The 13,231-nt window shown below is 33.9% G+C and carries 13 protein-coding genes; 3 read left to right on the top strand and 10 right to left on the bottom strand.

Annotated features, from left to right (window positions below; translation table 11 throughout):
- Positions 1–120: 120 nt before the first annotated feature.
- Entirely contained in the window at positions 121–780 is a 660-nt protein-coding gene (locus tag NiCM35_RS15740) for a potassium channel family protein (RefSeq protein WP_095331062.1), read from the top strand.
- Positions 781–1,076: 296 nt separating this feature from the next.
- The gene (locus NiCM35_RS15735; RefSeq protein WP_433780040.1) at positions 1,077–2,582 is read left to right on the top strand and encodes a mechanosensitive ion channel; all 1,506 of its coding nucleotides are present in this window, start codon (positions 1,077–1,079) and stop codon (positions 2,580–2,582) included.
- Between the two features lie 199 nt (positions 2,583–2,781).
- On the opposite strand, the gene NiCM35_RS15730 is transcribed toward NiCM35_RS15735, so the two are convergent.
- The 8 genes from NiCM35_RS15730 to NiCM35_RS15695 all read right to left on the bottom strand — a co-directional run bounded on the left by NiCM35_RS15730 (position 2,782) and on the right by NiCM35_RS15695 (position 9,679).
- Positions 2,782–3,567 (bottom strand): divergent polysaccharide deacetylase family protein, encoded by a 786-nt coding sequence (locus NiCM35_RS15730; RefSeq protein WP_095331064.1) that lies wholly within the window; start codon positions 3,565–3,567, stop codon positions 2,782–2,784.
- Between the two features lie 95 nt (positions 3,568–3,662).
- Positions 3,663–4,736 carry an ABC transporter substrate-binding protein gene (locus NiCM35_RS15725; protein WP_095331066.1) on the bottom strand — a complete coding sequence of 358 codons (1,074 nt, stop codon included), beginning with the start codon at positions 4,734–4,736 and terminating at the stop codon, positions 3,663–3,665.
- Positions 4,733–5,536 carry an ABC transporter permease gene (locus NiCM35_RS15720; RefSeq protein ID WP_095331067.1) on the bottom strand — a complete coding sequence of 268 codons (804 nt, stop codon included), beginning with the start codon at positions 5,534–5,536 and terminating at the stop codon, positions 4,733–4,735. Before NiCM35_RS15720 ends, NiCM35_RS15725 begins: the two co-directional genes overlap by 4 nt.
- Before the next feature lies 1 nt (position 5,537).
- Complete coding sequence (locus NiCM35_RS15715; RefSeq protein WP_123258776.1) at positions 5,538–6,335, bottom strand: ABC transporter permease; 798 nt, start codon at positions 6,333–6,335, stop codon at positions 5,538–5,540.
- The gene (locus NiCM35_RS15710; RefSeq protein WP_047944214.1) at positions 6,325–7,431 is read right to left on the bottom strand and encodes an ABC transporter ATP-binding protein; all 1,107 of its coding nucleotides are present in this window, start codon (positions 7,429–7,431) and stop codon (positions 6,325–6,327) included. Before NiCM35_RS15710 ends, NiCM35_RS15715 begins: the two co-directional genes overlap by 11 nt.
- Before the next feature lie 45 nt (positions 7,432–7,476).
- Entirely contained in the window at positions 7,477–8,019 is a 543-nt protein-coding gene (locus NiCM35_RS15705) for a helix-turn-helix domain-containing protein (RefSeq protein ID WP_095331071.1), read from the bottom strand.
- A 277-nt stretch (positions 8,020–8,296) separates the two neighbouring features.
- Positions 8,297–8,548 (bottom strand): hypothetical protein, encoded by a 252-nt coding sequence (locus NiCM35_RS15700; protein WP_095331073.1) that lies wholly within the window; start codon positions 8,546–8,548, stop codon positions 8,297–8,299.
- A gap of 417 nt (positions 8,549–8,965) precedes the next feature.
- A complete protein-coding gene (locus tag NiCM35_RS15695) occupies positions 8,966–9,679 on the bottom strand; it encodes a hypothetical protein (RefSeq protein WP_171509238.1) in 714 nt (237 codons plus the stop codon).
- Positions 9,680–9,906: 227 nt separating this feature from the next.
- On the opposite strand from NiCM35_RS15695, the gene def reads away from it, so the two are divergent.
- Complete coding sequence (gene def, locus NiCM35_RS15690; RefSeq protein ID WP_095331077.1) at positions 9,907–10,488, top strand: peptide deformylase; 582 nt, start codon at positions 9,907–9,909, stop codon at positions 10,486–10,488.
- A 63-nt stretch (positions 10,489–10,551) separates the two neighbouring features.
- Here the strand turns inward: def and NiCM35_RS15685 are convergent, their stop codons facing one another.
- Positions 10,552–11,463, bottom strand: a complete 912-nt coding sequence (locus NiCM35_RS15685) for a peptidylprolyl isomerase (RefSeq protein ID WP_123260072.1) — start codon at positions 11,461–11,463, stop codon at positions 10,552–10,554.
- 186 nt (positions 11,464–11,649) lie between these two features.
- Positions 11,650–13,059, bottom strand: coding sequence for a S1C family serine protease (locus NiCM35_RS15680; RefSeq protein WP_217279751.1), 1,410 nt, complete (start codon positions 13,057–13,059; stop codon positions 11,650–11,652).
- Positions 13,060–13,231 lie beyond the last annotated feature (172 nt).

The following is a 13,231-nucleotide window of genomic DNA, read 5'->3' as shown; positions in this document are numbered from 1 at the left end:
TCCATTAAAGCTTCTTCTTCCTATTTATCTCCTGAAAAGCAAAAAAACCATTTTCCTTCTTTTCGATAAAAAAGTATAATGATGGCAAAAGTATGTATTTTCATCCCTAGGAGGATAAACATGAAAAAACAATTTGTTGTGATAGGATTAGGCAGTTTTGGTGGTAGTTTAGTGGAAGAATTTCATAAAATGGGGGCGGAAGTATTAGCCATTGATCAATCTCTCGAGAAAGTGGAAAAATATCGACCTTTCGCTACCCTTTGTGTGCAAATGACAACTCTTACAGAGGCATCACTAACGCAAATCGGTATTCGGAATTTCGATCATGCTTTTGTTTCGTTTGGAGATGACGTCGAGTCTAGCACCCTTACGACCATGCTGTTAAAAGAGATGGGTCTTAGCAAAGTCTGGGTGAAGGCGGCCGATGTCTATCATAAACGCGTTTTAGAAAAAATCGGTGCTGACCGCGTCATTCATCCAGAACAGGATATGGCAAAAAGAATTGCCCACCATGTTGTTTCTGATAGTATGATTGATTATATTGAGCTTTCAAAAGAACACGGAATTGTGGAAATGGTAGCTTCTCCGAAAATACATAATAAGTCGATTTTAGATTTAGATGTCCGTGCTAATTATGGCTGTACTATTATTGGCATCCAACGAGCAGGAGAAACAATTGTCTCTCCATCCGCAAATGAAGTAATCCATCAGGGCGATATTCTCATTATGGTTGGCAGTAATGACTGTTTATATAGATTCGAAGAAAAAGCATTAAGATAATCTTTTAGAAAAAATATAATAGAAATAGACTCTGCATGAGAAGGCTTTCAATACAGTCTTCTCTTTTTTATTGCCCCCCCTCATTCCTTAAACTCCATTTTATCCAACGTTTAATCCTATTCTCACTGGGTATTAAGTAGAATACATTAAGGCTGATTAAAGTTGTTGTTAATAGGAAACATATAAATTTCCTGAGCTCATTGGAACGAATAATTTTACTGATGTAAAAATCAACTTATTCCTATATGAAACAACATTCTTTAAAAATGCCTAATTTAAATCAAGGAGTGAAGAGTATGTACTATAACTGGAATTGGAATTCCTTTTGGGACAAGCTACCTGATTTTATTCTAGCAGTGGTCGTTTTAATTATCGGGTGGATTATTGCAAAAATTATAGAAAAAGCCCTCTATAAAGGACTGCAAAAAACAAATGTAGATGAGAAAATTTTCCCAGACGGAAAACCCAAAAAATATTCATCTGAAAAGATAATTAGTAAGATCGTATTCTATCTATTATTGGTTTTTGTCTTTACCCTATTCTTTAATATACTAAATTTAACGGTAATTACTTCTCCGTTAGTAAATCTGCTTTCCACCATTCTAGGAGCAATTCCAAATATTTTAAAGGCTGCATTAATTCTATTAATTGCCTGGGTAGTTGCTTCCGGATTAAAGTATCTTATTAAAAAGACAGGAAGCACTCTAAAGGTTCATGAGAGATTACAGAAATGGAATCTTGCAGAAAAGAATAACCCACAAAACATGATGGATAAAGTAGCTAACATTGTATTTTATTTAATACTATTGTTATTCTTACCTGCTATCCTAGGTGCCCTTAACTTATATGGTGTTTCTGAACCATTTGCGAATATGCTTCAAAACATGCTTGCTTTCTTACCAAAACTTTTAGCAGCAGCATTAATCGTTTTAGTAGGCTGGTTTGTTGCAAAAATAGTACGTACAATTCTAACAAACTTCCTACAAGCAATCGGCACAGAAGCCTTAGCTAAACGCTTAGGTATTAACAAGCTTCTTGATAATGTAAGCATATCTTCTGTTATCGGGAACATTGTGTTCATTTTCATTCTCATCCCAACTGTTATTTCAGCGCTTGAGAAATTAGACATTCAAGGAATTTCTCAACCAGCTATTAACATGTTAAATGATATTCTAACAATGATTCCTAATATTGCGACAGCCATTATCCTTATCTTAATTGGTATTTGGATAGGCAAATGGGTAAAACAAATGGTTGTTACTTTATTAGTTAAACTAAGCTTAGATACCTATGTAAGAAAAATGGGTATAAACGCTAATACTAGTATTTCCAACATTATTGGGACAATTGTTCAAATTCTGATTGTTTTCTTATTAGCTGTACAAGCTTTAAATATTGTCGGACTTGAATTTTTAGTTACACTTTCTACCGCTGTTATTGCTTACTTACCAATGGTGATTGCTGCTATTGTCATTATTGGCGTCGGCTTATGGCTAGGTTATCTCGTACAGAAACTACTAAGCAGCGTTTTACAAGGCGGTCACTTTAAAGTGTTACCGGTTATCGCTAAATATGCGATTATCACTTTGTCTGTCTTTATGGCACTTGACCAATTAAAAGTAGCTTCTTCTATTGTCAATGCTGCCTTTATCTTAATCCTTGGCGGTCTTGCATTAGCATTTGGTCTTGCCTTTGGACTCGGCGGCAGAGAATTTGCTAAAAAACGTTTAGATAAACTGGATAGAAAAATGGAACAAACTTCTATTCAAAAACCAAATGATGATAATACTTTAAATAGCTAATCAATGTATAAAGGACAGGCGAAAAATTCTCGTCTGTCCTTTTTCTATATAGGTAAGACGATGTATTTTTACAGTATCTTCAAAACGGCTATTGTTATGAAACCCGTTTCATAGTTTAATCTAATTAGGAGAGTATAGACCAGCGTTATATACCAATTTCATTATTCGGTATAGCGTGATGGTTTTGCTCTTACATAAATTATGGTATGTCTGTATCCAACAGTTCATAGCCTTCTACTAGAGTCGAAAGCGGTACAATATCAGCATCTTTTTGATAAAGTGGAATGTACTCCTTTAAAACACTTACTACGGCTGGCCCAGAAACTCCGACATGGCCAATCGCAATAAATTCCTGTTCTGTATCTAGCTTTTTCGCTAATCGACTAGCTTGCTTATTAATATATTGACTTGTATATATATGATCAAAAAAAAGATCATTTTCTAAATAAGGGACATTTAATTCCTCGGCTAATTCCTTTATGACACTATTGCTTGTTGTCTTACTGTCTAAATAATAAAGACTATGGTTTCGACATTCTTCTAGAATAATCTTCATTACTCTTTTATCTTCCGTCGCCTTTGAACCCATATGATGATTCATCCCAACCGCATAAGGAATACTTTCAATCGCATCCTTCACCCGTTTTCTAATTTCTTGATCTGATAAATCTGTTGTAATAGCACCTGGTCCAAGCCAGCTCTTTTTCCCTTTTTTTGGTTCTAGCGGCAGATGAACGATCACTTCATGCCCTTTTTTATGGGCACGAATGGCATCTTCCTTACTTGTAGATAGAAAAGGCATTATTGCAACCGTAATAGGAACAGGTAGATTGAGCATCTCCTCTGTCCCCTTCATATTATTACCAAAATCATCAATGACGATGGCAAGCTCTTTTCTAACTTGATTTTTAGATGGAGCTGCCTCCTGAGCGGAGATTCCTAGCGGAAACGTAAGAAAACAGAAAAAGCATATTATTTTTTTCATGTTATAACCCACCTTGTTTTTCGTTAGTATTTTCTATAACAGGCGGTTACATACAAAAACAGCCCGCTAAAAATTTAGCGAACTGTCTTGTTTCTTTATTTCCGATGCATCTTAAACTCCAAGAATAAATCATTATATTCTGCTAGAGAACGATGACCAAGATTTTCGTATACTTCTAATTTAGATGTCAATTCTTCATCTGGATAGAAACGTTCATCCCCAGTAATATCCTCTGGCAAAAATTTCATTGCCGCCTTGTTAGGAGTAGAATAACCGACATATTCTGTATTTTGAGCAGCATTTTCAGCATCTAGCATAAAATTAATAAATTGATGAGCCCCATCAATATTCTTGGCTGTTTTTGGAATAACCATATTATCGAACCATAGATTAGATCCTTCTTCTGGAACAACATATTCTACATCTTCATTTTCCCACATAATCTCAGCAGCCATTCCAGACCATAACACACCGATTGATGCTTCTTCATTTTCAATGAGCATACGAATTTCATCGCCTACAATTGCCTTTACATTTGGTGTTAAAGTATCCAATTTTTCCTTTGCTTCCCGCAAGTGATCATGATCTTTATCATTTAAAGAGTAATGTAAGCTATTTAAGCTCATCCCCATGATTTCTCGTGCACCATCTATCAGCATAATTTTATTTCTTAAATCCTTATCCCATAAATCATTCCAAGAAGTAATTTTCTTATTATCAAGCATTGCTGGATTATAAACAATTCCTACTGTTCCCCAGAAATAAGGAATTGAATATTTATTGTCTGGATCAAAGGAAAGATCCATAAATCGGCTGTCTATATTTTTCAAGTTAGGAAGCTTCGAATGATCAATCGGAATTAATAAATCTTCTTCCTTCATTTTATCGATCATGTATTCAGAGGGAATCGCAATATCATAGCTTGTTCCTCCCTGCTGAATCTTTGTCATCATTGCCTCATTGGAATCAAAGGTTTCATAAATTATCTTAATCCCTGTCTCCTCTTCAAACTTAGAAATTAAGTCTGCATCAATGTAATCTCCCCAGTTATATACCGTTAATGTCTTACCACTCGTATACCCTCTGCTTGAATTTAATTGATGAACAATAAATAGCAGGATGAAGGCCAGTGCAAAAATAACAATTAATCCACGAATGAGAGACTTCATTTTCTCACCCCCGCTTGTGGAGTTTTATTAACTCGTTGCGTAATGAAATAGTAACCAATGACAAGAAGCAACGTAAATAAGAATAATAAGGTCGATAATGCATTAATATTTAAAGAAATCCCTCGTCGTGCTAAAGAATAAATCTCTACTGATAAGGTGGTAAATCCATTACCTGTTACAAAAAATGTTACAGCAAAGTCATCTAAAGAATAGGTTAATGCCATAAAGAAACCAGCAAATATTCCTGGTGAAATATAAGGAATAATGACTTTTGTCAATACATCCTTCCAGCTTGCTCCAAGATCTAAGGCAGCATCGACCAAAGTCGGACTCATTTCTTCCAGCTTAGGTAAAACCATAATCACAACAATAGGAATCGAAAAAGCTATATGTGACAACAGAACAGAAAAGAATCCTAATTTGATTCCAATGATCGTAAAAAAGATTAAGAAGGAAGCACCAATAATAACATCAGGGCTTACAATAAGCACATTGTTTAAAGACAAAATAGAATTCCTCAAGCCCTTTTTTCTCATTATAGAAATACTAATAGCCCCAAGTACTCCAATGATAGTTGATACTGCTGCAGACAAAAGAGCAATAATAATCGTATTTAACACAATTACGAGCAGTCTTGTATCTTGAAATAACTCCTTATACCAGCCAAGTGTAAAGGAATCAAAATCATGCATGGTTCCCCCGCTATTAAACGAGTAAAAAATCAGATAAAAGATAGGGGCATATAATATGATAAAAACAATGCATAAATACAATACAGACCATTTGGATAGCTTTTTCATCTTATATCCCTCTCTTTCTGTTCCCTGTAAGAACCATGATGATAATCATACTAATAATCAAAAATACAGCTATCGTCGAACCCATTCCCCAATCTTGTGTAATTAGGAAATGCTGTTCAATCGCAGTACCTAATGTGATGACACGGTTACCTGCAATTAAACGAGTGATCATAAATAGGGATAGAGCTGGAATAAATACAGCTTGGCACCCAGACTTTACTCCATTTAATGTTAGAGGAAAGACAATTTTTTTAAATGTCGTCCAAGATGACGCTCCTAAATCCTGAGACGCATCTACTAAGCTAGGATTCATCTTCTCTAATGCATTGAAAATAGGCAGAATCATAAAAGGAATAAAGATATACACACTTACAAATAGAAAGCTGAAGTCTGTAAATAATATTTGTTGTTCACCGATTCCAAGAAAATCGAGCATCTGATTGGCTGCACCATGTGTTCCAAATATCCCTAAGAATGCATATGCCTTTAATAAAAGATTAATCCATGATGGTAAAATAATTAATAATAGCCATAATTGCTTATGCTTCGTTTTAGTTAATAAATACGCAGTCGGATATGCAATAATCAAGGAAAAGAACGTTATTAAAAAAGCATACCAAAAGGAACTTAACGTCATTTTCAAATAAACTGGTGTAAAGAACTTCTGATAATTTTCAAACGTAAATGCCCCTTCAATATCAAAGAAAGAATAATAAACAACAAGTGCAACTGGAGCAATAACAAAAAGTACAATCCATAGATAATAAGGGACCGTATACCATTTAGTACTACTTTTCATTGGCTGCCCCCTCATACGCTTCTAGGCGTTTATCAAACTCTTCTTCTGTTTCCCCAAGGCGCATAACATGAATAGCCTCTGGTTCAAAGTAAAGGCCAATTTCGGTTCCTACCGTTGCTTTCTTTGTAGAATGAACAAGCCATTCATTTCCATCCTCGTCATACCCACAAATCTCGTAATGAACGCCTCTAAATAATTGAGAGTCTACCTTTACCTTTAATTTACCTGCTTCTAAAGAAGTAATTTCTAAATCCTCTGGGCGTATTACTACTTCTACTGCTTCATTATCGTCAAAGCCACCATCTACACAATCAAAAGTTTTACTGCCAAAATGGACAACAAAATCTTTTTTCATTGTTCCTGGTACAATATTGGATTCCCCGATAAAGTCTGCTACAAAACGATTAATTGGTTCATCATAAATATCAGTTGGTGTTCCGCTTTGCTCAATGCGTCCTTTATTTAACACAAAGATTTCATCTGACATGGCCAAAGCTTCTTCCTGATCATGTGTCACAAAGATAAAAGTAATCCCTAATCTTCTCTGTAATTCTCTTAACTCATATTGCATTTCTGTGCGAAGCTTTAAATCAAGTGCAGATAATGGTTCATCGAGAAGAATAATTTCCGGTTCATTTACAATGGCTCTTGCAATTGCAACACGCTGTCTCTGTCCACCAGACATCTCACTGATTTCTCTATTCTCGTAGCCTTCCAAGTTAACAAAACGTAGAGCCTCTTTCACTTTTTCTTCGATTACTTGCTTCTTCCATTTTTTTATACGAAGACCAAAGGCCACATTTTCAAATACATTTAAATGGGGGAATAGCGCATAATCTTGGAAAACGGTATTTACCTGTCTTTTATTTGCAGGTATTTTATTAATCAGCTTACCGTTAAAGTAAATATTTCCTTCTGTCGGTTCCATAAATCCAGCAATTAATCGTAAAACAGTCGTTTTTCCACAGCCAGATGGACCAAGCAGTGTATAAAATTTACCTCGCTCAATTTCAAAGCTTACATTTTCTAAAACAGTTGTATCTTGATCATAACTCTTTGTTACATTTTCAAATTGAATAATATGCTGCTCAGACATAATATCCCCCTCTTCATTGATTTTTCTATTGTTTATGAATTCTTCTTATAAGTAAGAATCTGTGGCTACAAGAATTAATTCCGTTACACCATCTGCTAGATTTATTAATTGATGTTCCTCTGTTGCATGATAGTAAATAGATTCCCCTTTTTTTGCCCGATACTCTTGTCTGCCTAATTTCAGCAGAATTTCGCCTTCTACTACATATGCAAATGTTTCCGATAAAGAAGGTTCAAATATTTTAAATTCTCCATTCTTAGAAAAGAATAGCCGTATTGGTTCCATTTCTTTTTCATTTGATTCAGGAACTAGCCATTGAATCCGATACCCTTTTTCCTCATCAGAAAAATCCGTTATATCATCCTCTGTATAAACCACCTTCTGTTTTCGCTCTTCATCATCGAAGAATTCTTTCGGTGTACATCCTAAAACTTCTAAAATATCAAAAAATGTCTCAATGGAAGGAGAACTTAAATCCCTCTCCAGCTGGGATATATATCCCTTGCTTAAATCAGTTCTCTCACCTAACTCTTCTTGTGTTAATCCTTTTTTCAACCGTAAATTCTTTATTTTTTTTCCGATTTCCATGATTCAACCTACTTTTTGTTTAGAAATAGTAAACTTGAAGGCACAAAAGTTCTGTATAACTAAACTTAAAGTTTACTTATACCCAGTTATTATACATTAATTTCTTTAACTTTCAATCCTTTTTTCGGTCTATGGACTATTTTTCAATAGCATTCATATAAATTATTTCTATAAAGCAAAAATGCCCCATAACAAAATGTTTTAGAAAAGCTCGTAGTGTTTATAAACAAAACACCGTTCTACAAAACATTTTTTATGGGGCAATTACAATCTTTTATTACTCTTCTTTCCCTATCTCTAGTGGTATATACTTTCCGTTATCTATTTTTTCAATTTTTTCAAAATGAATCAGCTTTTTTAAAGATGCATTGCAATATGCAGAAGCATCATAGGAATCTCTACCAACTCTTATTCCAATCTCTGTAGGGCCAATCCCTACTTTTCCCCCTTTTTCCTTATACAAATCACACAGTGCATTATAAATATTTTGATCTTTTTCCGTAATTCGTAGTTTGGAATATTGCTTCAATCTTTATTCCTCCTATTGCTCCCTTTTTAATGCAGCTATTAACAGATTTCTTTTCCCTTACATTACTATTCTTTTCGTGTAAATTTTCCATATATCATATATACTGTCTAAGTCTGCTAATTTAAGCATACTAATCCTTTATAAAAATTACAGGCTTTTATGCTTTTTTTTTCAAAAATAGATAATACGTTTCAAAATCCTAATTGTTAATAGGGCAAAAGGTTCATTTCAATATATTGAACACCTCTTCCTCTTTCCTATTTTTTTGGTAATCAATCCCCTATTGGTAAATGCTGTTTTTTTAACTTTTTTCCCCTTATTCCGGAGAGGCTAATCTCTCATTTTGTTCAAAATAATGAACAAAATAGAAAAAAAGAAAAACCACTTGAATTATTCAAGTGATTTTTCTAGGTAGTATTAATGTTCTCTGTTTAGTTTATGGTGCTTTTTAAACATGAAATGTTCCCCATAAGAAGGAAACAATTTTAACTTTTTTAATTCTTTTGGATGTTTAATCATCATTTCTTTTAATAATTCTTTTGGCTGTTTATTTTCTGTATCAATCCCTAACTCTTTCGCTTTCTTCATAATTTGTGTATCTCTTATCTCATCGGCAATTTGCTTAAAATCTTTTCCTTCCGTTTGGATATTAAGCTTTTTTGCCTCAGTCATAATCATTTTTTCTTGCACTTCTTTGCCTAGTTGCTGTATTGTTTTTTCTTTTGTATCTATCCCCAGCTCTTTTGCCTGTTTCAAAATTTTCGCCTCAAACACTTCTTTCATTAATGTTTTGGCATCTTTCCCCTCTGTGCTAATTCCTAGCGACTTTGCTTCTTCTTTAAGATGAGCAGTATGTACTTCCATCGCTATTTGTTGTAAATCTTTTCCCTCTGTTTTTATTCCTAATTTCTGAGCTTCCTTCTTTATTAATACTTCATGGATTTCTTTTTTTATCGCAGCTGGGTCTTTACCTTCTGGCTTTATTCCCAAACTTTTTGCCATTTCTATTAAAAACTGTTTATCTTCTTGGGTTATCTCTCTTTTTTCTGAAGCTGGAGCTGCACTTACTAAAGAACAAAAGCCGGTTAATGCTATAGTAGTTAGCATTAACAGCATTATTATTTTTTTCATCTAACTCGTCCTTTCCATTTAAATAAGTAATTTTATACCTTCATAGCCTTTCCTCTTCTTTATTTTATATGTAAGATTTTCCTAAAAATAATTTAATTTGCTTTTTCGCATTTCTTCTATTTTTTTTTTTCATATCTAAATAAAGATATATGCTTAACCATTAGACATCTAAAGCTCCTTCTGCTATTTTACATATATACCATATTTGCTGGAGATGAGTTTATTAGATGAGTAAATTTACAAAGGAATATATTATAACCATGGAGGATATTGTGAGAGAAGGCGATCCTATCCTTCGTGAAAAAACAAAGGAAGTATCTATTCCTCCTACTGAAGAGGATATAAAAGAGTTGCAATGCATGCTGCAATATTTGAAAAACAGTCAGGATCCAATCTTGTCAAAAAAATACCAACTACGAGCAGGCGTAGGATTATCGGCAAACCAAATTGGCTTAAATAAACGAATGTTTGCGAGTTATATTAGGCAAGAAAACGGTGAAGCATTGGAATATATGTTAATCAACCCTAAGATCATTAGTCATTCTACTGCCATGACCTATATTCCTGAGAGTGAAGGCTGTCTTTCTATTGATCGATCCATTGTAGGCTATGTTCCTCGCTATCGTAGAATAACGGTTCGAGCATACAATATACATGGAGAAGAAGTAAAAATTAAATTAAAGGATTACGAAGCAATCGTTTTTCAACATGAAATAGATCACTTAAACGGAATACTATTTTATGATCATATCAATAGTAAAAACCCATTTGAGCTTCCTGCCAATGTGGATATTACTCCTTTATATTAAATGACTTTTATTTCTACAGTCTGAATAAAAAAAGCAGATAGCATTTGCTATCCGCTTTTTTATTTATTTTTTATCTTTTTGATCTTTTTGATCTTTTTGATCTTTTTCTAACTTATTATCAATTTTATATTTTGAAGTAGCTTCATTTAACCAAGTACCAGCTTTTTCTTGAACCTTTTGTGCTAATAAGGCTTCTTTAATTTTCGCTTTTGAATCTTCTAATGTTGCTTCTTTTGCTTCTTTTTTACCAGTTACTTTAATAATATGGTATCCAAAATCTGTTTTAACTGGGTCGCTAATTTCATCTACTTTCATTGAGAACGCCGCTTTGTCAAAGGCTTCAACCATTTTTCCTGAAGTAAAGTATCCTAATTCTCCACCTTTATCTTTTGTTTGTGTGTCAGTAGAATATTCTTTAGCTAATTTAGCAAAGTCTTCCCCGTTGTCTAACTTCTTCTTCACTTCTTTTGCCGTTTTTTCATCTTTTACTAAGATATGACTTGCCTCCACTTGCTCTGGAGTGCCAAAACTTGCTTTATTATCTTCAAAGTATGTCTTAATTTCATCATCCGTAATTTCGATAGATGGCTCAAGAATTTTTGTTACTTTTAGATTTTGTTCCACTTGTTCTTTAAATAAATCTTCTGTCATCCCATTTTGAGCTAACAACATATTAAAGGTTTCTTGTCCACCGTACTGTTTAATCATCTTGTCCAATTCTGCTTGGACGTCTTTATCCGTTACTTTCACTTTCGCTTTATCAGCTTCAAGATCTACTACTTTATTAGAGATCATCATATTTAATACAGTTGCGCCATATTGTTTGTTTAGCTCTTTATTTAGTTGCTCTTGTGTAATCTTTTCCTTTTCCACTGTTGCGACTGTTTTACTTCGTTGTGTTAGATAAACTGCTCCTATTATTAACGCTACTAGTACTACCACTAGAATAGGAATAAGAACCTTCTTATTTTTCATATTAAGCTAAAATCCTCTCTGCACAAAATTTTGGATATAATAGGCATACCCCTATTATAACTCTTACACTATATTATCATATAATTATGACGAAATTATTAACAGATTTAAAAAAAATCCATCCTATTACAAAATAAGATGGAATTTTTTCGACAAATTTCGTATGTTTCACATGAAACGTGTCGATTAATTTATCGTATTATTACTTGTTAACGTTAATTCCACTTTTTGAGATTTGCCATCTCTATAAATTTCTAGTTTTACTTTATCACCAATTTTCACTTCTGAATATAGATATTTTCGTAAATCTGTTGAGTTAGCTACTTTTTTCCCATCAATGGCGACAATAACATCCTGAACTTTTAAGCCTGCTTTAGCAGCGGCAGAATTAGCATCAATATTAGTAATCATTACTCCTTTTGACACTTTATTTGGAAGGTCTTCCAAATACATACGAGGGACTTCTTCTAAGCTTGCTAATCCTACTCCAAGATATGGACGTTCTACTTTCCCTTTTTCAATAATTTCATTCACAATTGGGATAAGATCATTACTAGGAATCGCAAAACCTAGCCCTTCTACACCTGAATCACTAATTTTCAAACTATTTATACCAATTACCTCTCCTGATGAGTTGATTAAAGCTCCTCCACTGTTACCAGGATTAATAGCTGCATCGGTTTGAATAACATTAAATTCCCAATCACCAGCAGATGTATTTACTGTAATGCTTCGATCTACAGCACTTACTATACCTTGGGTGACTGTTCGAGACAGCTCTTGCCCAAGTGGATTACCAATAGCCCATACTTGATCGCCAGGTCTCAATGTAGAAGAATCGCCAAAATTGATAATATCAGAAGCATATTTAGCATCAATTCTTACTACCGCTAAATCAGTTAAAGCATCTGCCCCAATTAGCTTAGCCTCCGTTTTATCCCCGTTATAAAGGGAGATTTCTAACGCATTTGCTCCTTCGATTACGTGGTTATTTGTCACTATATATGCATATTGATTATCTTTCTTAAAGATAATACCAGATCCAGACCCAGATTCTACATCACTGGAATTCTGAGAAAATGGATTTGATTGCTTTTGCATGTTTACAATCCCTACAATTGCTTTAGAAGATGACTCCACCATATCCGCAATAGCTATTGTGCCATCACTTGTTTTTGTATTCGATGTTGTATTCGCAGTAATTGCCCCAGTCTGTTTACCTTCCACTTTATTAGATAACTCCTCTACCTGCTTTTCGAGCTTATCATAAGAATCATTATAAAGGTCTGTATGGGGAATTGTGAAAAATGTTAAGGCTGAACCAACAACACCTGCTGCTAACAAGGAAAGAAACCCTTTTGTTTTCGAAGTATCTTTTCGAGCATTTTCTTGTTCTTCTTCTTTATCAAGATGAACTTGCTCTTTTTCAGCAGTATATTCCGCTTCTTCTGGCTTGTTTATTTCATCCTTTTCTACAGGATCTTCTGAAATGACTTGATCTTCCTTCTCTGCTACTAATTCTTCGCCCCCAAGGTTAGTCTCTTCAGCCTCAGGGCGATCTTTCTCCCATTCATTTCGTTTTTCCAAATCACTCATCGCTTGTTCCTCCTATTTCCAATATCAACATTACATTTATTTCAGTTCATTATTTTTCTTTTCATTTCTAATATTTGTTTATACATACATAGTAACCATCATATATGAATAAATTATGAACAAAGTTTGAAAAGACATAGAAGAATTCTAGAACATTTTATTCCATCAGATA

Origin of the sequence: Niallia sp. M35 (assembly GCF_050971705.1) — a bacterium.
Classification (GTDB): domain Bacteria; phylum Bacillota; class Bacilli; order Bacillales; family Cytobacillaceae; genus Niallia; species Niallia circulans_A.
The sequence above is the reverse complement of the archived record's forward strand: the minus strand, read 5'-3'. Positions and strand labels throughout refer to the sequence as shown.

Coding starts and splice junctions, on each gene's coding strand:
- NiCM35_RS15695 (WP_171509238.1), bottom strand. CDS start 9,679: ATGAAAAAAATAATAATGCTGTTAATGCTAACTACTATAGCATTAACC.
- NiCM35_RS15725 (WP_095331066.1), bottom strand. CDS start 4,736: ATGAAGTCTCTCATTCGTGGATTAATTGTTATTTTTGCACTGGCCTTC.
- NiCM35_RS15710 (WP_047944214.1), bottom strand. CDS start 7,431: ATGTCTGAGCAGCATATTATTCAATTTGAAAATGTAACAAAGAGTTAT.
- NiCM35_RS15730 (WP_095331064.1), bottom strand. CDS start 3,567: ATGAAAAAAATAATATGCTTTTTCTGTTTTCTTACGTTTCCGCTAGGA.
- NiCM35_RS15720 (WP_095331067.1), bottom strand. CDS start 5,536: ATGAAAAAGCTATCCAAATGGTCTGTATTGTATTTATGCATTGTTTTT.
- NiCM35_RS15735 (WP_433780040.1), top strand. CDS start 1,077: ATGTACTATAACTGGAATTGGAATTCCTTTTGGGACAAGCTACCTGAT.
- NiCM35_RS15680 (WP_217279751.1), bottom strand. CDS start 13,059: ATGAGTGATTTGGAAAAACGAAATGAATGGGAGAAAGATCGCCCTGAG.
- NiCM35_RS15685 (WP_123260072.1), bottom strand. CDS start 11,463: ATGAAAAATAAGAAGGTTCTTATTCCTATTCTAGTGGTAGTACTAGTA.
- NiCM35_RS15740 (WP_095331062.1), top strand. CDS start 121: ATGAAAAAACAATTTGTTGTGATAGGATTAGGCAGTTTTGGTGGTAGT.
- def (WP_095331077.1), top strand. CDS start 9,907: ATGAGTAAATTTACAAAGGAATATATTATAACCATGGAGGATATTGTG.
- NiCM35_RS15715 (WP_123258776.1), bottom strand. CDS start 6,335: ATGAAAAGTAGTACTAAATGGTATACGGTCCCTTATTATCTATGGATT.
- NiCM35_RS15705 (WP_095331071.1), bottom strand. CDS start 8,019: ATGGAAATCGGAAAAAAAATAAAGAATTTACGGTTGAAAAAAGGATTA.